This is a genomic window from Stenotrophomonas sp. ZAC14D1_NAIMI4_1 (genome assembly GCF_003086775.1).
Lineage (GTDB): Bacteria > Pseudomonadota > Gammaproteobacteria > Xanthomonadales > Xanthomonadaceae > Stenotrophomonas.
Map to the genome: position 1 here is coordinate 1,982,256 of NZ_CP026001.1, position 21,716 is coordinate 2,003,971.

Annotated in this window: 15 protein-coding genes and 1 pseudogene; 7 read left to right on the forward strand and 9 right to left on the reverse strand. The window is 68.0% G+C overall.

Annotated elements, in window-relative coordinates:
- The first annotated feature begins 8 nt into the window (after positions 1-8).
- Positions 9-395 (forward strand): 4-carboxymuconolactone decarboxylase, encoded by a 387-nt coding sequence (gene pcaC / locus C1927_RS09305; protein ID WP_079221594.1) that lies wholly within the window; start codon positions 9-11, stop codon positions 393-395.
- Positions 396-475: 80 nt separating this feature from the next.
- Here the strand turns inward: pcaC and C1927_RS09310 are convergent, their stop codons facing one another.
- Complete coding sequence (locus tag C1927_RS09310; protein WP_079221595.1) at positions 476-1,330, reverse strand: IclR family transcriptional regulator C-terminal domain-containing protein; 855 nt, start codon at positions 1,328-1,330, stop codon at positions 476-478.
- Positions 1,331-1,431: 101 nt separating this feature from the next.
- Entirely contained in the window at positions 1,432-3,855 is a 2,424-nt protein-coding gene (locus C1927_RS09315) for a membrane-bound PQQ-dependent dehydrogenase, glucose/quinate/shikimate family (RefSeq protein ID WP_079221596.1), read from the reverse strand.
- A gap of 298 nt (positions 3,856-4,153) precedes the next feature.
- Here C1927_RS09315 and C1927_RS09320 point away from each other — a divergent pair, with 298 nt between their 5' ends.
- Positions 4,154-4,693 carry an adenine phosphoribosyltransferase gene (locus C1927_RS09320; protein ID WP_079221597.1) on the forward strand — a complete coding sequence of 180 codons (540 nt, stop codon included), beginning with the start codon at positions 4,154-4,156 and terminating at the stop codon, positions 4,691-4,693.
- 89 nt (positions 4,694-4,782) lie between these two features.
- On the opposite strand, the gene dbpA is transcribed toward C1927_RS09320, so the two are convergent.
- The 3 genes from dbpA to C1927_RS09335 form a co-directional block, all read right to left on the reverse strand.
- On the reverse strand, positions 4,783-6,159 hold the full coding sequence (gene dbpA / locus C1927_RS09325) for an ATP-dependent RNA helicase DbpA (RefSeq protein ID WP_079221598.1): 1,377 nt from the start codon (positions 6,157-6,159) through the stop codon (positions 4,783-4,785).
- Positions 6,160-6,316: 157 nt separating this feature from the next.
- Complete coding sequence (locus C1927_RS09330) at positions 6,317-6,589, reverse strand: hypothetical protein (RefSeq protein ID WP_079221599.1); 273 nt, start codon at positions 6,587-6,589, stop codon at positions 6,317-6,319.
- 62 nt (positions 6,590-6,651) lie between these two features.
- Complete coding sequence (locus C1927_RS09335) at positions 6,652-7,731, reverse strand: YeiH family protein (protein ID WP_079221600.1); 1,080 nt, start codon at positions 7,729-7,731, stop codon at positions 6,652-6,654.
- A 102-nt stretch (positions 7,732-7,833) separates the two neighbouring features.
- Here C1927_RS09335 and C1927_RS09340 point away from each other — a divergent pair, with 102 nt between their 5' ends.
- Positions 7,834-8,712, forward strand: coding sequence for a LysR family transcriptional regulator (locus tag C1927_RS09340; protein ID WP_108746510.1), 879 nt, complete (start codon positions 7,834-7,836; stop codon positions 8,710-8,712).
- 188 nt (positions 8,713-8,900) lie between these two features.
- Entirely contained in the window at positions 8,901-10,784 is a 1,884-nt protein-coding gene (locus C1927_RS09345; protein WP_079221602.1) for an ATP-binding cassette domain-containing protein, read from the forward strand.
- 135 nt (positions 10,785-10,919) lie between these two features.
- Here C1927_RS09345 and C1927_RS09350 read toward each other — a convergent pair whose 3' ends face one another.
- A complete protein-coding gene (locus C1927_RS09350; RefSeq protein WP_079221603.1) occupies positions 10,920-11,381 on the reverse strand; it encodes a cytochrome c in 462 nt (153 codons plus the stop codon).
- Between the two features lie 9 nt (positions 11,382-11,390).
- Positions 11,391-11,780, reverse strand: coding sequence for a c-type cytochrome (locus C1927_RS09355; protein WP_108746511.1), 390 nt, complete (start codon positions 11,778-11,780; stop codon positions 11,391-11,393).
- 206 nt (positions 11,781-11,986) lie between these two features.
- Between C1927_RS09355 and C1927_RS09360 the strand changes: the two genes are divergently transcribed.
- From C1927_RS09360 to C1927_RS09370, 3 genes and pseudogenes are all read left to right on the forward strand, one after another.
- Entirely contained in the window at positions 11,987-13,144 is a 1,158-nt protein-coding gene (locus tag C1927_RS09360; RefSeq protein ID WP_108746512.1) for an efflux RND transporter periplasmic adaptor subunit, read from the forward strand.
- Between the two features lie 62 nt (positions 13,145-13,206).
- Positions 13,207-16,665, forward strand: a pseudogene (locus C1927_RS09365) (efflux RND transporter permease subunit); the annotation flags it as partial.
- A complete protein-coding gene (locus tag C1927_RS09370) occupies positions 16,662-19,736 on the forward strand; it encodes an efflux RND transporter permease subunit (protein ID WP_108746513.1) in 3,075 nt (1,024 codons plus the stop codon). The pseudogene C1927_RS09365 and the gene C1927_RS09370, both read left to right, overlap by 4 nt.
- Before the next feature lie 220 nt (positions 19,737-19,956).
- On the opposite strand, the gene C1927_RS09375 is transcribed toward C1927_RS09370, so the two are convergent.
- Together C1927_RS09375 and C1927_RS09380 are read right to left on the reverse strand one after the other, a co-directional pair.
- Positions 19,957-21,189, reverse strand: coding sequence for a TraB/GumN family protein (locus C1927_RS09375; protein ID WP_079221608.1), 1,233 nt, complete (start codon positions 21,187-21,189; stop codon positions 19,957-19,959).
- On the reverse strand, positions 21,182-21,712 hold the full coding sequence (locus C1927_RS09380) for a GNAT family N-acetyltransferase (RefSeq protein ID WP_108746515.1): 531 nt from the start codon (positions 21,710-21,712) through the stop codon (positions 21,182-21,184). The genes C1927_RS09375 and C1927_RS09380 overlap by 8 nt, the downstream gene beginning before the upstream one ends.
- Positions 21,713-21,716: the final 4 nt, after the last annotated feature.

Here is a 21,716-nt window from a genome sequence, read left to right on the forward strand (position 1 = left end):
TTACGACGATGGACGAACAGGAACGCTACGAAGCCGGCCTTGCGGTGCGCCGCCAGGTGCTGGGCGAGGCGCACGTTGACCGCTCGCTGCAGGCGCGCACCGAGTTCACGACTGAATTCCAGGATTTCATCACCCGCACGGCGTGGGGCACGGTGTGGACGCGCGAGGGACTGCCGCGGCATACGCGCTCGCTGCTGACCATCGTGATGATGGTGGCGCTGGGCCACGATGAAGAGTTCAAGCTGCACATCCGTGCCGCCCGCAACAACGGCGTAACGCCGGAGGAGATCAAGGAGGTGCTGCTGCAGGCCGCGATCTATTGTGGCGTGCCGGCGGCCAACCACGCGTTCGCGCTGGCCAAGCCGATCCTGGAAGAGCAGGCGTCCGAGGGCTGACGCCGAACATCCGCCGGGCATGGCCCGGCGCTACCACGCCGCGGCCCCGGTAGCGCCGGGCCATGCCCGGCGGCTGTGCCTCAATTCAACAGCGTGCCCAGCCGCTGCGCCGCTTCGCGCAGGCGCGGCAGCAGCTGGGTCTGCATCACGCCCAGGCCGATGCGGCCCGCCTGGGTGCCGATGTTCAGCGCGGCCACCACATCGCCGCTGCGCGAACGCACGGGCACGGCGATCGAGCGCAGGCCGATCTCCAGCTCCTGGTCGACCAGCGAAACGCCTTCACGACGTACTTTTTCCAGCAGGTCGAGGAAATCATCCATGCGGGTGACGGTGCGGTCGGTGCGTGGCCGCAGCGGGTTGCGTTCCAGATAGCCTTCCAGCGTGTCGCGCGGCAGGGCGGCAAGCAGCACGCGGCCCATCGACGTGCAGTAGGCTGGCAGGCGGCTGCCCGCACGCAGGCCGATCGACATGATGCGAACGGTTTCCGCGCGTGCCACGTAAAGGATGTCATCGCCATCAAGCACGCCCAGCGAGCAGGATTCGTGCACGTCATCGCGCAGGGCATCCAGCACGGGCTGTGCGGCCGCGGTCATCGACGACGAGGCGACGTAGGCGCCGCCCATGCCCAGCACGCGCGGCAGCAGCACGAAACCGCGGCCCTGCTCGCCCACGTAGCCCAGCTTTTCCAGCGTGTACAGCACGCGCCGCACGGCTGCGCGCGAGATGCCGGTATCGGTGCTGATCTGCGACATCGTCACTTCGCGCGGGTGCTGCGAGAACACGCTCAGCACGGCCAGGCCGCGGCCGAGCGAGGTCATGAAATCCGGATCGCCCTGGTTGTCCTGGATCTGCTGCATCAGCTCATGGGCCAGTCCACGGTCCTGCGGTGGCGCAGGCGGGCGCTTGGGGCGACGGCTGGGAGGAACGGCAGGCATGGCAGCAGCTTTCATCAGGTTCGACCTTGCATGGTAAGCGCTGGAACCGGTAACCGGTACCCACGCGGCGCAGCCTGCCAGGCTGCACCGCGTGGCACGGCTCACTTGCGCTCGGGCAGCGCGTAGGCGATCACGTAGTCGCCACGGTCCGGCGACTGGCGTGCGCCACCGGCGGAAATCACCACGTACTGGCGGCCGGTCTTCGGCGACACGTAGGTCATCGGCGTGCCCTGGCTGCCGACCGGCATGCGAGCCTTCCAGACTTCCTCGCCGGTGCGGCTGTCATAGGCGCGCAGGTAGTAATCCTGCGTACCGGCGAAGAACAGCAGGCCCGACTGCGTAGCCAGCGAACCACCCAGCGTCGGCATGCCGATCGGAATCGGCAGGCCCATCTTGATGCCCATCGGCCCGGTGTCCTTCACCGTGCCCACCGGCACCTGCCAGACCAGCTGGCGGGTGGCCAGGTTGATCGCCGACATCGTGCCGAACGGGGGCTTCTGGCAGGGGATGCCCAGCTTGGACAGGAAGCGGTCGCGCAGCGAGCCGTACGGCGTGCCGGTCTGCGACGCCGCACCCATTTCCACGCCACCGTCGCCGCTGGTCATCTGCGCGCGCGGGATGAGCTTGGTCCACAGGCCCAGGCGCATGTCGTTGACGAACAGATAGCCGGTGGTCGGGTCGATCGAGGCACTGCCCCAGTTCATGCCGCCCAGCGAACCCGGCCACTGCAGCGCGAGGTCTTCGCCCGGGGGCGTGTACATGCCGTCGTAGCGGAACTGCTTGAACTGGATGCGGCACAGCATCTGGTCGATCGGGGTGGCGCCCCACATGTCCGATTCGGTCAGCGTCTGTGCACCGATCTGCGGCAGGCCGACCGACAGCGGCTGGGTCGCGGCATAGCGCTCGCCCTGTGCATTGCCCTGCGGCGCGGGGATGTTGCGCACCTCGCTGATCGGCACGCCGGTCTGGCGGTTGAGCATGAAGATCTGCCCGGCCTTGGTGATCTGCAGCAGGGCCGGCAGCGTGCCGCCCTTGCCGTCGGGCACGTCGGTCAGGGTCGGCTGCGCGGGCAGGTCGTAGTCCCACAGATCGTGGTGCACGGTCTGGTAGACCCAGCGTTCCTTGCCGGTGGCAACATCCAGCGCGACCACGGCCGAGCTGTACTTGTCATCCTGCGGGGTCCGCTCGCCGGCCCACTGGTCCGGGGTGGTGTTGCCGGTGGGCAGGTAGACCAGGCCCAGCTGCGGGTCGTAGGCCATCGAGGTCCACACGTTCGGAGTGGCGCGGGTGTAGTGGATCGACGGATCCAGCGGCACGTCCGGGGTTTCCTTGGACAGATCCCAGACCCAGGCCAGCGCACCGGTACGCACGTTGTAGGCACGCACCACGCCGGACGGTTCACCTACTTCGATGTTGTCTGCCACGCGGCCACCAACCACGATCAGCTCGCCCGCCACCAGCGGCGCGGCGGTGAGCGTATAGAAGCCGGGCTTGATCTCGCCCATGCCGGTCTTCAGGTCGACCACGCCGTTGCTGCCGAAGTCCGGGCACAGTGCGCCGGTCTTGGCATCCAGCGCGAACAGGCGCGCATCGATCGAGGTCATCAGGATGCGCTTTTCGCACAGGGCCGGGCCGGCGCTGGCGGTTTCGGTGGCCGGCATCGGCGCGGGCGCCGGGGCCGCTGCAGTCGCCGCCGCGGGTGCGGTCGCTGCATCGAAATAGCCGAGGCCGCGGCAGCGCTGCCAGTTCGGTGCGGTCGCCTTGGGGTCGAAGGCCCAGCGCTGCTTGCCGGAGTCGGCATCGATGGCAATCACCTGGTTGTGCGGCGTGCACAGGTACAGGGTGTCGCCGATCTGCAGCGGGGTGTTCTGGTCCTCGGCACCGAAGCCGTTGCTTTCCGGCACGTCGCCGGTGTGTGCGGTCCAGGCAACCTGCAGTTCCTTCACGTTGGCCGGGGTGATCTGGTCCAGCGCGGCGAAGCGGGTGCCGGCAGTGGTGTTGCCCCAGTGCATCCAGTCGCGCTGTTCAGCGCCCTTGGCCACCGGCACCACCGGCGGCGTGGTGCCCTGCGCGGTCTGTACCGGGCGCGGCTGGAACGCAGACACCGCCGTGCCCAGCAGGCCAACCAGCAGCACTGCAGCCACGCCATAGGCACCGCGACCGGCAGCCTGGCCGCGGCTGCGGCGCAGCACCGGCCAGGCCAGGGCAACCAGCAGGGCCAGCACGGCCGGCATCACCAGGCGCGAGACCAGCGGCCAGAACTCCCAACCCGCATCCACCAGCGCCCAGGCCAGCGTGGCCACGAAGGCCAGGCCGTACAGCAGCGCACCGTTCGGCCGGCGCATCGCCAGCAGCACGCCAGCCACGGCCGACACCGCACCCATCAGCAGGAAATACCAACTGCCCCCCAGCTGTACCAGGCGAACACCGCCGACCAGCAGAGCCAGGCCGAACAGGGTCACCAGGATGCCGAGCAGGACCACCAGCACACGGCACAGGGCCGGAACTTTCGTCGTCTCGTCCACGTTGCATGAACCTCATTGCGAAGAACCCGCACGGAGGCGGGCAAAGCCCCGCGCGCGCCAGGCGTGGCGGGGGCCGTCGGCATCCCGGGCGGCTGCGGGCCATGGCGGCGGGCAGGCGTCGGCCTGCTTATGACGCAGGCTGGGTGAATGACCGGTTAGGGCGATTATCGCACGCGTGTGCGATTTTGGCGTGACGCCAGCGCGCCACCGGTGGAACGCAGCGGCGCGGTGGTGCCGGGAACGGGCAGGGCAGGGGCGAACCGGTTACCCTATGCCGCCATACAAGCTGGTAGCTGCAATGACCGACGCCACCGTGGCCGTCCCCGCCTGGGCTTCGCGCCTGCGCGATATCGCCGATTTCCCGAAGCCCGGCATCCTGTTCAAGGACATCATGCCGCTGCTGGCCCACGGCGAAGACTTCCGCGGCGCGATCTCGGCCATGGCCGACCGTTGGCGCGGGCAGCAGCTGGATGCCATCGTCGGCATCGAATCGCGCGGGTTCATCCTGGGCGCCGCCATGGCGCTGGAACTGGGCGTGGGCTTCGTGCCGGTGCGCAAGCCGGGCAAGCTGCCGGGCAAGGTGCTGCGCGAGGAATACACGCTGGAATACCGCAGCGACTGCATCGAAGTACATGCAGACGCACTGCCGGCCGGCGCGCGCGTGGCCATCATCGATGACGTGCTGGCCACCGGCGGCACCCTGGGCGCCGCGCTGTCGCTGGTACGCCGCCTGGGCGTTGAAGTGGTGGGTGCCGGCGTGCTGGTCGAGCTGGACGGCCTGGGCGGTCGCGCCCGCTGGGAAGCCGGCCTGCCGTTGCACACCGAACTGGTGTTCTGAGCAGGACGGATCGAATCACCGCACTCCGGTAGTTGCCAACCTTGGTTGGCATTGCCCGGGATGGCCAACCAAGGTTGGCCGCTACCAGATCACATCATCCGCACGCGGAAGCGACGGCCCTTGATCTTGCCGGCTTCCAGCTTCGCGACCGCCTTGTTGACCTGCTCACGGGCGATGGCCACGTAGGAGCGGGTCGGGAAAATCGCGATCTTGCCGATGTGCTTGCCCGACAGGCCGGCGTCGCCGGTCAGTGCGCCGAGGATGTCGCCCGGGCGCAGCTTGTCGGTCTTGCCGCCATCGATGCGCAGGGTGCGCATCGCCGCCTGCGGCAGCTCGGCCGGGCGCGAAGTCGCCAGCGGCGTCTTCTGCCAGTCCAGCGGCTGGCCCAGGTGCGCTTCCACCGCCTCGGCACGGGTCTTTTCGCGGCCGGCCACCAGGCTGATCGCCAGGCCGCTGGCACCGGCGCGGCCGGTACGGCCCACGCGGTGCTGGTAGCTTTCCACGTCGGTGGGCAGCTCGTAGTTGATCACCGCGGCCAGCTCTTCCACGTCCAGGCCGCGCGCGGCGACGTCGCTGGCCACCAGCACGTTGCAGCTTCGGTTGGCCAGGCGGAGCAGCACTTCCTCGCGGTCACGCTGTTCCATGTCGCCATGCAGGGCCAGCGCCGAGAACCCGAACTGCTGCAGCGAGTTGGCGACCTCGTCCACGTCCTTGCGGGTGTTGCAGAACACCACCGCCGATTCCGGCGTGTACTTCAGCAGCAGGCCGGCCAGCGCCTTCTGCCGGTGGGCCGGTTCCACTTCGCAGAACAGGTGGCGGATGGCCGGGGCCTGGTCGGCGCCTTCCACGGTCACTTCCAGCGCGTCGCGCAGCAGGTCGCGGGCGATCTCGCGGATGCTGTCGGGGAAGGTGGCCGAGAACAGCAGGGTCTGGCGGTCCTTGTGGGTGCGGCCGGCGATCTCGCGGATCGGCTCTTCAAAGCCCATGTCCAGCATGCGGTCGGCTTCGTCCAGCACCAGGGTGCGCACCGCGCCCAGGTTCAGGGCGCGCTTGCGGGCCAGCTCCTGCACGCGGCCGGGGGTGCCGACCACCACGTGCGGATCATGGCCTTCCAGCGAGGCCAGCTGCGGGCCCAGCGGCACGCCACCGACCAGCAGCAGCAGCTTCAGGTTGGGGATGCCGGTGGCCAGCTTGCGGATCTGCTTGGCAACCTGGTCGGCCAGTTCGCGGGTGGGGCACAGCACCAGCGCCTGCACGCGGATCAGGCTGGGGTCGATGGCCTGCAGCAGGCCAAGGCCGAAGGCGGCGGTCTTGCCGCTGCCGGTCGGCGCCTGTGCAATCACATCGCAGCGATCCAGGATCGCCGGCAGGCTCTGCGCCTGGATCGGCGTGAGAGTGGTATAGCCGAGGGCGTCCAGGCCGGGCTGCAGGGCCGGGCTCAGCGGCAGGGTCGAAAAGTCAGTCATGGCACATTGTACCTGTGCGCGGGGCCGGTCCCGCTCCGGGCCTTCATCCACGCATGGCGTGGATCTACCGGGGCGGGGCTGCATCCACGCATGGCGTAGATCTACCGTGCGCGATCCAGTAGATCCACGCCATGCGTGGATGACATTGCCCCGGTACTCAGCCCAGCCCGATGGCTGCCAACCGCACGGCCATCGCCTGCAGCTGCGCTGGCGTCGCCGGATGTCCATCGGCCTGCGGCCCCAGCAGCAGCTGGTGGAACCACGGGTTGGCGTGCCGTGTGTCGAAGTCGAACGAGCAGGTCGCCCGCACGCCCATCACGGCCTGCACGATCCCGATCAGCGTGTCCTCCGCCTCGTCGGCATTGCCCGGCCCGTAGCGGTCATCGAGCAGTCGTAGTGGAATCGGCAGCAGGGCGGGCGAGGCGGTCATGCCCCAAGTCTAAGCTCACGCCCGCAGATCCACGCCATGCGTGGATGGCATGGCCCCGGCGCTCAGCCCAGCACCGCCAGCACACCCTGGTGGATGGCCAGCCCACCCAGCAGCAGCCACGCGAACAGGATCGATGCCAGCAGCAGCGGCTTCAGCCCGGCCTGGCGCAGCGCCGACACATGCGTGGTCAGGCCCAGCGCGGCCATGGCCATCGCCAGCAGCACGGTGTCCAGCTGCACCAGCCCGGCCTGCACGCCCGCCGGCAGTAGATGCAGCGAATTGAAACCGGCCACCGCGACGAACCCGAACGCGAACCACGGCACCACGATGCGCGGCGTGCTGCCATCGGCCGCCGCCTTGCCACCGCGTGCCAGCCACAGCGACAGCACCACCAGGAACGGCGCCAGCAGCATCACCCGCACCATCTTGGTGATGACCGCGGTATCGGCGGCCGACTCGCTCACCGCGCGGCCGGCGGCCACCACCTGCGCCACCTCGTGCATGGTCGCACCGGTGAACAGCCCGTACTGGCGCGCGTCCATGGCCAGCAAGCCATGCGACTGCACCAGTGCATACAGCGCCGGGTACAGGAACATCGCCAGCGTGCCGAACACCACGACCGTCGAGACCGCCACGGTGACCTGTGCCGCCCGCCCGCGCACCACCGGCTCGGCGGCCATCACCGCCGCCGCGCCGCAGATGGCGCTGCCGGCGCCGATCAGCATCGCCGCCTCGCGGTCCATCCTGAAAACACGCACGCCCAGCCAGCACGCAAGCCCGAAGGTGCTGGCCACCACCAGTGCATCCATCGCCACGCCGGCCACGCCTACATGGCCGATGTCCTGGAAGGTCAGGCGCAGGCCATACAGCACGATGCCGGCGCGCAGCAGCCAGTGCTTGGAAAAGCCGACACCGGCTGCGCTGCCCGGCGCCAGCCGCGGGTAGAACGTATTGCCGACCACGATGCCGGCGACGATGGCCACGGTCAGTGCACTCAGGCCATGGGCCTGCAGCCAGGGCAGCTCGGCCAGAGACAGCGATGCCGCCGCCACCAGGCCCACCAGCAGCAGGCCGGGCAGGCGCGGCTGCCAGCGCTGGCGCAGGGCGGGCAGAGACCAGGGGGAGAGGGTGGAGGCGTTCATGGCGGGGCGAGGGCTGAGGAGATGCGCACAGAGTGCGCTCGCCCGAATGACCCGTAAAACGAATAATATTGTTGAAACCTACCTATCAAGAAGGTAAATGCCATGCGCTTGACGCTGCGCCAGCTGCAGGTCTTCGTGGCCATTGCCGACCATGGCAGCACCACCGCCGCCGGCCAGGCGATCGCGCTTTCACAGTCCGCCAGCAGCGCCGCCCTGCAGGAACTGGAGGCCCATTTCGGCACGCCGCTGTTCGACCGTATTGGTCGCCGCCTGGCCCTGAACGGCCATGGCCGCGCCCTGCTGGAACCGGCCCGTGCGCTGCTGGTCAACGCCGCCGATCTGGAGCGCCAGCTCGCTGCCGGCGGCGATCCCGGCCAGGGCGCGCCGCTGCGGCTGGTGCTGGCCGCCAGTACCACCATCGGCAACTACCTGCTGCCGCCGCGGATTGCCGCGCTGTTGCGGCAGGCCCCCCAGGCCGAGGTCGACCTTCGCATCGACAACAGCGCGGGCGTGGTCGCCGCCGTGCAGCGCCTGGACGTGGACGCCGGCCTGATCGAGGGCCCGTGCCACGAGCGTGGCCTGCAGGTGACCCCGTGGCAGCAGGACCCGCTGGTGATCGTGGCTGCCGCCGACGCGCCCGCGCGCTGGTCGCTGGACGAACTGCGCGGCGCCCGCTGGCTGCTGCGCGAGCCGGGTTCCGGCACCCGTGAAGCGGTGGAACAGGCGTTGCTGCCACACCTGCACGGCTTCGCCCAGACCCTGCAGCTGGGCAATACCGAAGCCATCAAGCAGGCCGCCATCGCCGGCCTCGGCGTGGCCTGCCTGTCGCGTCACGCGCTGGAAGAGCCGCTGGCCCTGGGCCGACTGCGCGTGCTGGAGACCCCGTTGCCCCTCCTGCAACGTACGCTGTGGCTGGTACGCCATCCCGGCAAGCAATGGCTGCCGGGCCTGCAGGCGTTGCTGGGGGAGGCGCAGCGGTAGAGTCGACCGTTGGTCGGCCATGTGCCTTGGTAGAGTCGACCGTTGGTCGACCATGCGCCTTGGTAGAGTCGACCGTTGGTCGACTATCGCGCAGCGCGGGCCTGCCCCCAGATCGAAGAACAGTCGACCAACGGTCGACTCTACCGCCGAGATTCCGACTGACGCCCGGCAACCGGTACAATGGCCGGATGCCTCTGATTACCCTACAGAACGTCGACTTCAGCGTCGGCGGCCCGTTGTTGCTGGAAAAGGCCGAACTGTCGATCGAGCCGGGCGAACGCATCGCCCTGATCGGCCGCAACGGCGCCGGCAAATCCACCCTGCTCAAGCTGCTGTCCGGCGACCACAAGCCCGATGACGGCGAAGTACGCGTGCAGCAGGGCGTCCGCGTGACCCGCCTGGAGCAGGAAGTGCCGCATGGCGCTGCCGGCTCGGTGTTCGACGTCGTGGCCGATGGCCTGGGCGAACTGGGCCAGTGGCTGGCCGAGTTCCACCACCTCAGCCATGCCGAGGTCTTCGATGGCGAAGCCCTGGGCAACGTGCAGGCCAAGATCGACGCCGCCAACGGCTGGGGCCTGGACCAGCGCGTCAGCGAAACCCTCACCAAGCTCGACCTGGATGGCGAGGCCGAGTTCGGTCGCCTGTCCGGCGGCATGAAGCGCCGCGTGCTGCTGGCCCGCGCGCTGGTGTCCAGCCCCGATGTGCTGCTGCTGGACGAACCGACCAACCACCTCGACATCGAAGCCATCGACTGGCTCGAAGCGTTCCTGAAGGGCTGGAGCGGCAGCGTGGTGTTCGTCACCCATGACCGCCGCTTCCTGCGCGCACTGGCCACCCGCATCGTCGAGATCGACCGCGGCCAGGTCACCAGCTGGCCGGGCGACTGGGCCAACTACGAGCGCCGCCGCGAGGAACGCCTCAATGCGCAGGCCCAGGAAAACGCCCGCTTCGACAAGCTGCTGGCGCAGGAAGAAGTCTGGATCCGCCAGGGCATCAAGGCCCGCCGCACCCGCGATGAAGGCCGCGTTCGCCGCCTGAAGGCGATGCGCAACGAGCGTTCGCAGCGCCGCGACCTCAGCGGCAATGTCAAGATGGAAGCGGCGCAGGGCGTCAGCTCCGGCAAGAAGGTCATCGACGTCAAGGACGTTTCGTTCGCCTTCGGCGAGCGCACCATGGTCCGCGACTTCACCACCACCATCCTGCGTGGCGACCGCATCGGCCTGATCGGCCCCAACGGCAGCGGCAAGACCACGCTGCTGAAGCTGCTGCTGGGCGAACTGCAGCCGGCCAAGGGTGAAGTCAACGCCGGTACCAACCTGCAGATCGCCTATTTCGACCAGTACCGTGCGGTGCTGCGCGAGGATTGGAGCGCGATCGAGAACGTGGCCGAAGGCCGCGATTTCCTCGAGTTCAACGGCAAGCGCAAGCACGTGCATGCCTACCTGCAGGACTTCATGTTCACCCCCGAGCGTGCGCGCGCGCCGATCACCCGCCTGTCCGGTGGTGAACGCAACCGCCTGCTGCTGGCCAAGCTGTTCGCACAGCCGTCCAACCTGCTGGTGATGGACGAACCGACCAACGACCTGGACGTGGAAACCCTGGAGCTGCTGGAAGAGCTGCTGGGTGAATACACCGGCACCCTGCTGCTGGTCAGCCATGATCGTGATTTCATCGACAACGTGGTGACCTCCACGCTGGTGATGGAAGGCGATGGCGTGATTGGCGAATACGTGGGCGGCTACACCGACTGGCAGCGCTATGCGGCCAGCGTGGCTACGCCTGCCGCTGCGCCCGCCACCAAGCCCGCCGCCGCTGCACCGGCCGTCGCGGCGGCTGCGGCACCGGCTGCACCCAAGCGCAAGCTGGCCTACAAGGAAGCACGCGAGCTGGAACAGCTGCCCAAGACCATCGAGAAGCTGGAAGGCGACGTCGAAGGGCTTACCGCGGCGATGAACGATCCGTCGTTCTACACCCGCAGCAGTGCCGAAGTGACCGCGCACACCCAGCAGCTGGCCAAGGTGCAGGCCGAGCTGGATGCGGCGTACGCGCGCTGGGAAGAGCTGGAAGGCTGATTGCGCGGGATTCGTGCGGACCAACGGTCCGCACCTACCGGTAGATCCACGCCATGCGTGGATGGGTGATCCGTCAGTGCGGACCAACGGTCCGCACCCACCACCAACGGTCCGCACCCACCGGAATGCCGGGGGTTATTTGACCCCGTGCAGATCCCGCAGCTGGCTCGGCCGGCTGCCGAAGTACGCCGCCAAGTCGGCGATGTCCTGGTCGCTCAGGTCCTTCGCCTGCGGCGTCATCAATGCATGCTGGCGGTCGCCGGCCCGGTAGGCCTGCAGGGCATGGGCCAGGTAATCGCCGTACTGGCCACCCAGCTTGGGGTAGGTCGGGTCGATCGGCGCGTTGCCGTCGGCACCATGGCAATCAATGCAGCTCTGGTTGGTCGCCTTGCCCTTCACCTTGGCCCGGGCTTCACCGGCTGCCTCGCGGCCCGGCGGCAGGCCGGCCGAGGAGGACGAACCGTGTTCGCCACTGGCGTGGCCAGGGTCGCCGGCCGATTTTTCACTGCTTTCCACCTGCGACTGCGAGCAGGCCGCCAGCAGCAGGGCAACGGACAGGGCGATGGCGTGACGCATCGTATGCGCGGCTTTCGACATGGGCGGGCCTTACTTGACGGTGGACAGGTAAACAGCGAGATCGGCGATCTCCTGTTCGCTGAAACTCATCGACTGCGCCTGCATCGTCGGATGCCGGCGCTTGCCCTGGCGGTACTCGGTCAGGGCCTGGGTCAGGTACTGCTGGGTCTGGCCACCGATCTTCGGTACCCGGTAACTGGGGTAGGCGTTCTTGTAACCGGTGATGCCGTGGCAGCCCTGGCAGGTGTAGGCCAGCACCCGGCCATTATCGAAGTTGCCGGCCGGAGCGGCGGCAGCGGGCGGGGTGGCCTGGGCCGGAGCCGGGGCGGGTGCTGCAGGAGCAGGAGCGGGCTGTGCGGCGGCCCCGAGGGGCAGGAGGACGGCCAGAGCGAGACAAGCGGCGAGCGGCTGCGGGCGCATGATGTCGTTATCCGGGGATTCGGGTCTGGTCGTTCCGGCGTGGGGTACGGAACGACCCGAGTATAGCCTCAGGTTTCATCTAGCTGAAATGGGGGCGGGCCGACCAGCGGCGTGAAGGCACCATGACCTTTGGGATATGGTGTTGCCGTGAAGTGGTGCATTACTTTGCTACCACACCTGCCCACGCATCCTCCAGGGATCTGACGATGTCGCACCCAACCTTCCTGCCCGGCCGCCGCACTGGACTCTGTGCCGCTGCCCTGCTGATCTCCACCTCCCTGCTGCTGGGCGGTTGCGCCGCGGGCCCCAATTCCGAAGCCAAGGCGGCCGAAACCAAGGACGAGAAGAAGGTCGACGCGGTCCCGGTGGAAGTGGCCGTGGCCAGCCACCGCGCCGTGGCGGCCAGCTACACCGGCACCGCTGCGCTGGAACCGCGCGCCGAATCGCAGGTGGTGGCCAAGACCTCCGGCGTGGCGCTGGCGGTGCTGGTCGAGGAGGGCCAGCGGGTGACCGCCGGCCAGCCGCTGGTACGCCTGGACCCTGACCGTGCACGCCTGGCCGTGGCGCAGAGCGAAGCGCAGATGCGCAAGCTGGAAAACAACTACCAGCGCGCACAGAAGCTGGTTGGCCAGCAGATGGTCAGCGCCTCCGACGTCGACCAGCTGCGCTACGACCTGGAAAACATGCGCGCGCAGTACCGCCTGGCGACGCTGGAACTGTCCTACACCACGGTGGTGGCGCCGATCTCCGGGGTGATCGCCTCGCGCTCGATCAAGACCGGCAACTTCGTGCAGATCAACACGCCGATCTTCCGCATCGTCGACAACTCCCAGCTGGAAGCCACCCTCAACGTGCCCGAGCGCGAACTGGCGACGCTGCGCGCCGGCCAGCCGGTCGTGCTCTCGGCCGATGCGCTGCCGGGCAAGACCTTCACCGGCACCGTTGACCGCATCGCGCCGGTGGTGGACTCCGGCAGCGGCACGTTCCGCGTGGTCAGCGCCTTCAACGGCACCGAGCATGCGCTGCAACCCGGCATGTTCGGGCGCATCCGCATCGACTACGACCAGCGCGCCGATGCCCTGGTGGTGCCGCGCCTGGCCATCCTCGACGACGGTGAGCCGGCGGTGTTCCGGGTGCGCGAAGGCAAGGTGGCGCGCGTACCAGTGAAGCTGGGCTATGCCGAAGGCCCGTGGGTGGAGATCCGCGAAGGCCTGGCTGCCGGCGACAAGATCGTCACCGCCGGCAAGGTCGCCCTGCGCGACGGCACCGCCGTGCAGGTCATCGCCGATCCCAAGGCTCCCAAGGCCAAGCCGGCCACCGTGGCCGCCGGTAAATCCGCAGACAAGGCCGGGAGCCAGCAATGAGCGCCCCGGGACACGACCACGGTGCCTCGCCGGGCGGCGATGGCGCCGCTGCCGGCCTGCGCGGCGGCCTGGTGGAATTCGCCACCCGCCGCCGCGTCACCATCGCCATGTGCACGGTCACGCTGCTGCTGTTCGGCCTGATCGCGCTGGGCAACCTCAAGGTCAACCTGCTGCCCGACCTGAGCTATCCCACCTTGACCGTGCGCACCGAATACACCGGTGCGGCACCGACCGAAATCGAAAGCCTGATCACCCAGCCGGTGGAAGAAGCCGTGGGCGTGGTCAAGAACCTGCGCAAGCTGAAGTCGGTTTCGCGTACCGGGCAGAGCGATGTGGTGCTCGAGTTCGCCTGGGGCACCAACATGGACCAGGCCAGCCTGGAGGTGCGCGACAAGATGGAAGCGCTGAACCTGCCACTGGAGGCCAAGGCCCCGGTGCTGCTGCGCTTCAACCCGTCCACCGAGCCGATCATGCGCCTGGTGCTGTCCACCAAGGCCGCGCCGACCAGCGATGAGGACGCCATCCGCGAGCTGACCGGCCTGCGCCGCTATGCCGACGAAGACCTGAAGAAGAAGCTGGAGCCGGTGACCGGCGTGGCTGCAGTGAAGGTCGGCGGTGGCCTGGAAGACGAGATCCAGGTGGACATCGACCAGCAGAAGCTGGCCCAGCTCAACCTGCCCATCGACACCGTCATCAAGCGGTTGAAGGAAGAGAACATCAACATTTCCGGCGGGCGCCTGGAGGAGGGCTCGCAGCGTTTCCTGGTGCGCACCGTCAACCAGTTCGCCGATCTGGAAGAGATCCGCAACCTGCTGGTCACCACCCAGTCGTCCAACGGCAGCGCGGCCGATTCGGCCCTGCAGCAGATGTTCAACATCGCTGCGTCCACCGGTTCTGCAGCAGCCGTCGCTGCGGCGTCGGCGGCGCAGAGTGCCTCCTCCGGCGGCGGCTCCAGCGTCGTTGCCAACGGCGTGCCGGTACGCCTGAAGGATGTGGCAACCGTGCGCCAGGGCTACAAGGAGCGCGAAGCGATCATCCGCCTGGGTGGCAAGGAGTCGGTCGAGCTGGCGATCTACAAGGAAGGCGACGCGAATACCGTGGCCACCGCCGAAGCGCTGCGCAAGCGCCTGGAACAGATCAAGGCCACCTTCCCCGGCGATGCCGAACTGACCACCATCGAGGACCAGTCGCGCTTCATCGAACACGCCATCAGTGACGTCAAGAAGGACGCGGTGATCGGCGGCCTGCTGGCCATCCTGATCATCTTCCTGTTCCTGCGCGATGGCTGGTCCACCTTCGTGATCAGCCTGTCGCTGCCGGTCTCGATCATTGCCACGTTCTTCTTCATGGGCCAGCTCGGCCTGAGCTTGAACGTGATGTCGCTGGGCGGCCTGGCGCTGGCCACCGGCCTGGTGGTGGACGATTCGATCGTGGTGCTGGAAAGCATCGCCAAGGCGCGCGAGCGTGGCCTGGGCATCCTGCAGGCGGCCATCGTCGGTACCCGCGAAGTGAGCATGGCGGTGGTGGCGTCCACCCTGACCACCATCGCGGTGTTCCTGCCGCTGGTGTTCGTCGATGGCATCGCCGGCCAGCTGTTCCGCGACCAGGCGCTGACCGTGGCCATTGCCATCGCGATCTCGCTGCTGGTGTCGATGACCCTGATCCCGATGCTGAGCTCGCTGAAGGGCCGGCCGCCGCTGGCCTTCCCGGAAGAAGCCGCTTCCGAACCGTGGCAGCCGCAGAGCCGCTGGCAGAAGCCGGTCGCGCTGGGCCGTCGGGGCTTCGTGGCCAGCGTGCGCTGGAGTTTCTTCGCCCTGGCCTGGCTGGTGGTGCGCCTGTGGCGCGGCGTGGTCGCCGTGGTCGGGCCGGTCATGCGCAAGGCCAGCGACATCGCGATGAAGCCCTATGCCGGTGCCGAGCGTGGCTACCTGCGCCTGCTGCCCAATGCGCTTGCCCATCCCGGCAAGGTGCTGGGCCTGGCCGCGCTGGCCTTTGTCGGCACCATGGCCCTGGTGCCGATGCTCGGTGCCGACCTGATTCCGCAGCTGGCCCAGGACCGTTTCGAAATGACGGTGAAGCTGCCTGCCGGCACGCCGCTGAAGCAGACCGATGCGCTGGTGCGCGAGCTGCAGCTGGCGCACGGCCAGGGTGAAGGCGTGGCTTCGCTGTACGGCGTCAGCGGCAGCGGCACGCGGCTGGATGCCAGCCCGACCGAAAGCGGTGAGAACATCGGCAAGCTGACCGTGGTGATGGAAGGCGGCGGCAACGCACGCACCGAAGCGGAAATCACCGAGCGCCTGCGTGACACCATGGGCCAGCACCCCGGCGCCCAGGTCGACTTCGCGCGCCCGGCGTTGTTCAGCTTCTCCACGCCGCTGGAAATCGAGCTGCGCGGGCAGGACATGGCCACCCTGGAACAGGCCGGCCAGCGCCTGGCGGCACTGCTGCGCAGCAACGCGCACTACGCCGATGTGAAGTCGACGGTGGAAGAGGGCTTCCCGGAAATCCAGATCCGTTTCGACCAGGAACGCGCCGGTGCACTGGGCCTGACCACCCGCCAGATCGCCGATGTGGTGGTGAAGAAGGTGCGTGGCGACGTGGCCACCCGCTACAGCTTCCGTGATCGCAAGATCGATGTGCTGGTGCGTGCGCAGGAGGGGGACCGTGCCAGCGTGGACAGCATCCGCCGCCTGATCGTGAACCCGGGCAGCAGTCGTCCGGTCACCCTGGATGCGGTGGCCGATGTGGTCGCCACCACCGGCCCCAGCGAGATCCATCGCGCTGACCAGACCCGCGTGGCCGTGGTGTCGGCCAACCTGCGCGACATCGATCTGGGCGCGGCCATGCGCGAAGTGCAGCAGATGGTGGCCGAGCAGCCGCTCGGCGCCGGCGTCGGCCTGCACATCGGCGGCCAGGGCGAGGAGCTGGCACAGGCTGCCAAGTCGCTGATCTTCGCCTTCGGCCTGGCCATCTTCCTGGTCTACCTGGTGATGGCCTCGCAGTTCGAATCGCTGCTGCACCCGTTCGTCATCCTGTTCACCATCCCGCTGGCCCTGGTCGGTGCGATCCTGGCGCTGCTGATGACCGGCAAGCCCATTTCGGTGGTGGTGTTCATCGGCCTGATCCTGCTGGTCGGGCTGGTCACCAAGAACGCGATCATCCTGATCGACAAGGTCAATCAGCTGCGCGAGGCCGGTGTGGCCAAGCACGAGGCGCTGGTGGAAGGTGCGCGTTCGCGCCTGCGGCCGATCATCATGACCACCCTGTGCACCCTGTTCGGCTTCCTGCCGCTGGCGGTGGCGATGGGCGAGGGCGCCGAGGTGCGCGCACCGATGGCGATCACCGTCATCGGCGGCCTGCTGGTGTCGACCCTGTTGACCCTGCTGGTCATCCCGGTGGTGTACGACCTGATGGACCGCCGCGGCGATGCCTACTACCGCGAGCGCGGCCGCAAGCATGCCGGCGAAGGCCTGCACGGTGCCGAGGCTGGCCACAGCGGCGGCGCGGAGGAACCGGCATGAGCGTCGCCGAGTTCTCCATCCGCCGCCCGGTCACCACCATCATGTGTTTCGTGTCGCTGGTGGTGGTGGGCCTGATCGCCTCGTTCCGGCTGCCGCTGGAGGCGCTGCCGGACATCTCCGCGCCGTTCCTGTTCGTGCAGATTCCCTATACCGGCTCGACCCCGGAAGAGGTGGAACGGACCATCATCCGCCCGGTGGAGGAATCGCTGGCGACGATGACCGGCATCAAGCGCATGCGCTCGCAGGCCACGTCCGAAGCCGCCTCGATCTTCATCGAGTTCAGCGACTGGGACCGTGACATCGCCATCGCGGCCTCCGATGCACGCGAGCGCATCGATGCCATCCGCAGCGACCTGCCTGACGACCTGCAGCGCTACAACGTGTTCAAGTGGTCCAGCAGCGACCAGCCGGTGCTGAAGGTTCGCCTGGCCAGCGCCACCGACCTGACCGCCGCCTATGACATGCTCGACCGCGAGTTCAAGCGGCGCATCGAGCGCATCCCGGGCGTGGCGCGCGTGGACATCACCGGTGCGCCGCCGAACGAGGTCGAGATCGCCATCGATGCCGACCGGCTCAGCGCGCATGGCCTGAGCATCAACGAACTCAGCGACCGCCTGCGCACGCTGAACTTCTCGATCTCGGCGGGGCAGATCAACGACAACGGCCAGCGCGTGCGCGTGCAGCCGGTGGGCGAGATCACCGACCTGCAGGAAATGCGTGACCTGGTGATCAACGCCAAGGGCCTGCGCCTGGGGGACATCGCCGAGGTGCGCCTGAAGCCGGCGCGCATGAACTACGGGCGCCGCCTGGACGGCAACCCGGCCATCGGCCTGGACATCTTCAAGGAGCGCAGCGCCAACCTGGTGGATGTCTCGCGCGCTGCCCTGGCCGAAGTCGAGGCGATCCGCGCACAGGACTCGATGCGTGACGTGCAGATCAAGGTGATCGACAACCAGGGCAAGGCGGTTACCTCCTCGCTGCTGGAACTGGCCGAAGCCGGTGCGGTCGGCCTGATCCTGTCGGTCACCGTGCTGTTCTTCTTCCTGCGCCACTGGCCGTCCACGCTGATGGTGACGCTGGCGATCCCGATCTGCTTCACCATCACCCTGGGCTTCATGTACTTCGCCGGGGTGACGCTGAACATCCTGACCATGATGGGCCTGCTGCTGGCCGTCGGCATGCTGGTGGACAACGCCGTGGTGGTGGTGGAGAGCATCTACCAGGAACGCGAGCGCATGCCGGGGCAGCCGCGCCTGGCCTCCATCATCGGTACCCGCAACGTGGCCATCGCCCTCAGTGCCGGCACCCTGTGCCACTGCATCGTGTTCGTGCCCAACCTGTTCGGCGAGACCAACAACATCAGCATCTTCATGGCCCAGATCGCGATCACCATCTCGGTCTCGCTGCTGGCGTCGTGGCTGGTGGCCGTCAGCCTGATCCCGATGCTGTCCGCGCGCATGGCCACGCCCAAGCTGCTGCATTCGCAGACCGGCGTGATCGCGCGGCTGCAGCGCCACTATGCCCGCCTGCTGGACTGGTCGCTGCGCCATCGCGGCTGGAGCCTGCTCGGCATCGTGCTGGTGGTGCTGGTCAGCCTGGTGCCGATGAAGTTGACCAAGGTCGACATGTTCGGCGGCGGTGGCGGCAAGGACGTCTTCATCGGGTACATGTGGAAGGGCGCCTACACCTACCGGCAGATGTCCGAGGAAGTCGGCCGTGTTGAAGCCTGGGTCGAACAGAACCGCGAGCGCCTGCACGTGCAGCAGGTCTATTCCTGGTACAGCGAACAGGAAGGTGGCTCGACTACCGTCACCATCGACGAGAAGTACGCCAAGGACATCAAGGCGCTGCAGGAAGAGATCCGCAAGGGCCTGCCGAAGTCGGCGCGCGCCGATTACTTCATCGGCAACCAGGGCGGCGATGGCGGTGGCAACCAGGGCGTGCAGGTCCAGCTGGTGGGCGATTCCAGCAGCATGCTGCAGGAGATCGGCCAGGAAGTGCTGCCGCTGCTGGCCCAGCGCCCGGAGCTGCGCGACGTGCGCATCGACAACGGCGAGAAGGGCGGCGAACTGAAGGTGCACGTCGATCGCGAGCGCGCCGCGGCGTTCGGCTTCAATGCCGAGCAGGTGGCCAGCTTCGTCGGTCTGGCCCTGCGCGGTGCACCGCTGCGCGAGTTCCGTCGTGGCGACAACGAAGTGCCGGTGTGGGTGCGCTTCGCCGGTGCCGAGCAGAGCAGCCCGGAAGACCTGGCCAGCTACAGCGTGCGTACCGGCGATGGCCGCAGCGTGCCGCTGCTGAGCCTGGTCAGTGTCGATGTGGGTTCGTCGGCCACCCAGATCGGCCGCACGAACCGCCAGACCACCCTCACCATCAAGGCCAACCTGGCCGAGAAGATCACCGCCCCCGATGGCCGCAAGGCGATCGAAGCGGTGCTCAAGCCGATGAGCTTCCCCGCCGGCTATGGCTTCACCTTCGATGGCGGTGACTACGGCAACGACAACGAGGCGATGCAGCAGATGGTGTTCAACCTGCTCATCGCCCTGGTGATGATCTACGTGGTGATGGCGGCCGTGTTCGAGTCGCTGCTGTTCCCGGCGGCCATCATGAGTGGCGTGCTGTTCTCGATCTTCGGCGTGTTCTGGCTGTTCTGGGTCACCGGTACCTCGTTCGGCATCATGTCCTTCATCGGCATCCTGGTGCTGATGGGCGTGGTGGTGAACAACGGCATCGTGATGATCGAGCACATCAACAACCTGCGGCGCGGCGGCATGGGCCGCACCCGGGCGCTGGTGGAGGGCTCACGCGAGCGCCTGCGGCCGATCATGATGACGATGGGCACGGCGATCCTGGCGATGGTGCCGATCTCGCTCACCAATACGCAGATGTTCGGCGATGGCCCGGAGTACGCACCGATGGCGCGCGCGATTGCCGGCGGCCTGGCGTTCTCCACCGTGGTCAGCCTGCTGTTCCTGCCGACCATCTACGCGGTGCTGGACGACCTGCGCAGTGCGGTGACACGCCTGATCCGGCGCGCGCGCGGCCTGGACAAGGCGGCCGCAACGGCCGCGTAGCGTCGAGCCTGCTCGACTATCGGGCACGACAACGTGTTGTGGTGTGGGGGAGACCGGTCGTAGTGGGGCGGTCTCCCCCTTTTTTTCCTGCCGTGCAGGGCGTTGCCAACCAAGGTTGGCCTCTACCTTTCGCCATCTTGCGGCGCCGCCCGGGCATGGGCTCGGGCGCTACGGATTCCGTGACCGGTAGCGCCGGGCCACGCCCGGCGGTGTGCTGCAGTCAACCCGCGACCTTGCCCCACACCTTGCCGGCGGTCAGCCACAGGCCCAGCATGCTGCCCAGGTTGGTCAGCATGAAGGTCAGCACCACCCGCGTGACGCGGTTGCGGTACCAGCCCTTCAGGCTCTGCGCATCGTCGCGCAGCTTGAGGAAGTCCTCGTAGGCCGGCTTGCGCAGGCGCGCTTCCACCAGCGCCGAGAACGCACCGGTGGGAATGCTCAGGCGGAACGGCTTGAACGGCGCCACGGCAATCGCGGTGAGGATGCTCAGCGGGTGGCTGCCGGCCAGCAGGCAGCCGATGCCGGCCAGGCCGCCGGTGTACATCGCCCACGTGGCCAGCAGTTCGGTGCCCACGCCCAGGCCGCCACGGTAGAAGCCCACGGCAACGCCGGTGATCACGATGGCCAGGATGATCAGGGTCAACCACGGGATGTTGCGCTTCTTCGGCACGGCTTCCAGTTCCGCGCGCAGCGGTGCCGGTTCGGCGGTGTCGGTTTCCAGGTAGCGCGCCAGCCCGGCCAGGTGGCCGGCGCCGACCACCGCCAGCACCTCGCGCAGCTGCGGGTTGTGTTCCTCGCGCAGGCGCGTGGCCATGTAGCGGTCGCGCTCGCCGATGATGGTCTCGTACAGCGCCGGGCTTTCGGTGGCGAATTCACCGAAGCTCGATTCCAGCATGTCGCCCTGCTTGAGCTTCTCGATCTCGTTCTCGCCCACTTCTTCCGAGGAGAACAGGCCCGCGCCGAGGCCGGCCACCAGCTTCAGCTTGCCGAAGAAGCCCAGGCGCTGCGAGGCGCGGCGGAAGGTCAGGCCGACTTCGCGGTCGATCAGGTGCACCGGCAGGCCGCGCTCGCGCGCCAGGTCCACCGCGCGCTTCAGCTCGGCACCGGGCTCGATGCCCAGCTGTTCGGCCAGGCGGCGTTGGTAGGCCGACAGGGCCAGGTTGGCGGCGAACAGCGCCACGCGGCCCTTGCGGATCACTTCCACCAGGTCCAGCTTTGCCAGCGTGTCCGGGTCGCTCAGCGCCTGCAGGCGCTGCGGGTCCAGCTCGACGGCCACCGCATCGAAGCGGCCGCTGTCGATGGCTTTTTCCACCGCCTCGACGCTGGCGTGGGAAACGTGGGCGGTGCCCAGCAGGGTGTAACGCACGCCGTCGCGTTCAACGACGCGCACCGGCTGGCCGGCGAACAGATCGTCGCCGGTTTCGGGAAGGGTTTCAGTCATGGATTCATTCATTGGAAGGTGCGGTGTCGGCGCCATCGCCGAGCGCGCGCTGCATCTGCACGGTGTCCAGCCAGCGGCCATGCTTGCGGCCCAGGCCCTTGAACACGCCCACCAGGTGGAAGCCGAAGCGTTCGTGCAGCTTGATCGAAGCGGTATTGGTCGGTTCGCCGATCACCGCCACCATCTGCCGGTAGCCGCGCGCCACGCAGGCATCGATCAGCGCCTGCAGCAGGCCGGTGCCCACGCCCTTGCCCTGGTAGGCAGCGTCGACGTAGACCGAGTTCTCCACGGTCCACTGGTAGGCCACGCGGGTGCGGTAGGTGTTGGCGTAGGCATACCCCGCCACCTGGCCGTCGATCTCGGCGACCAGGTAGGGGAAGCCACGGTCGATGATGTCGCGCATGCGGCGCAGCATCTCGTCCTCGTCGGGGATGTCGTACTCGTAGGTGTTGACGAAGTCGGTCACTTCCACCGCGTAGATCGCGGTGATCGCGGCGATGTCGGCCGGGCCGGCATCACGGATGAGGACGGCCATGGCA

Excerpts from the sequence above, each read along its gene's own strand:
- C1927_RS09380 (WP_108746515.1), bottom strand. The coding sequence starts at position 21,712 with ATGGCCGTCCTCATCCGTGATGCCGGCCCGGCCGACATCGCCGCGATC.
- C1927_RS09370 (WP_108746513.1), top strand. The coding sequence starts at position 16,662 with ATGAGCGTCGCCGAGTTCTCCATCCGCCGCCCGGTCACCACCATCATG.
- pcaC (WP_079221594.1), top strand. The coding sequence starts at position 9 with ATGGACGAACAGGAACGCTACGAAGCCGGCCTTGCGGTGCGCCGCCAG.
- C1927_RS09345 (WP_079221602.1), top strand. The coding sequence starts at position 8,901 with ATGCCTCTGATTACCCTACAGAACGTCGACTTCAGCGTCGGCGGCCCG.
- C1927_RS09330 (WP_079221599.1), bottom strand. The coding sequence starts at position 6,589 with ATGACCGCCTCGCCCGCCCTGCTGCCGATTCCACTACGACTGCTCGAT.
- C1927_RS09340 (WP_108746510.1), top strand. The coding sequence starts at position 7,834 with ATGCGCTTGACGCTGCGCCAGCTGCAGGTCTTCGTGGCCATTGCCGAC.
- C1927_RS09310 (WP_079221595.1), bottom strand. The coding sequence starts at position 1,330 with ATGCCTGCCGTTCCTCCCAGCCGTCGCCCCAAGCGCCCGCCTGCGCCA.
- C1927_RS09320 (WP_079221597.1), top strand. The coding sequence starts at position 4,154 with ATGACCGACGCCACCGTGGCCGTCCCCGCCTGGGCTTCGCGCCTGCGC.
- C1927_RS09335 (WP_079221600.1), bottom strand. The coding sequence starts at position 7,731 with ATGAACGCCTCCACCCTCTCCCCCTGGTCTCTGCCCGCCCTGCGCCAG.
- C1927_RS09360 (WP_108746512.1), top strand. The coding sequence starts at position 11,987 with ATGTCGCACCCAACCTTCCTGCCCGGCCGCCGCACTGGACTCTGTGCC.
- C1927_RS09375 (WP_079221608.1), bottom strand. The coding sequence starts at position 21,189 with ATGAATGAATCCATGACTGAAACCCTTCCCGAAACCGGCGACGATCTG.
- C1927_RS09355 (WP_108746511.1), bottom strand. The coding sequence starts at position 11,780 with ATGCGCCCGCAGCCGCTCGCCGCTTGTCTCGCTCTGGCCGTCCTCCTG.
- dbpA (WP_079221598.1), bottom strand. The coding sequence starts at position 6,159 with ATGACTGACTTTTCGACCCTGCCGCTGAGCCCGGCCCTGCAGCCCGGC.
- C1927_RS09350 (WP_079221603.1), bottom strand. The coding sequence starts at position 11,381 with ATGTCGAAAGCCGCGCATACGATGCGTCACGCCATCGCCCTGTCCGTT.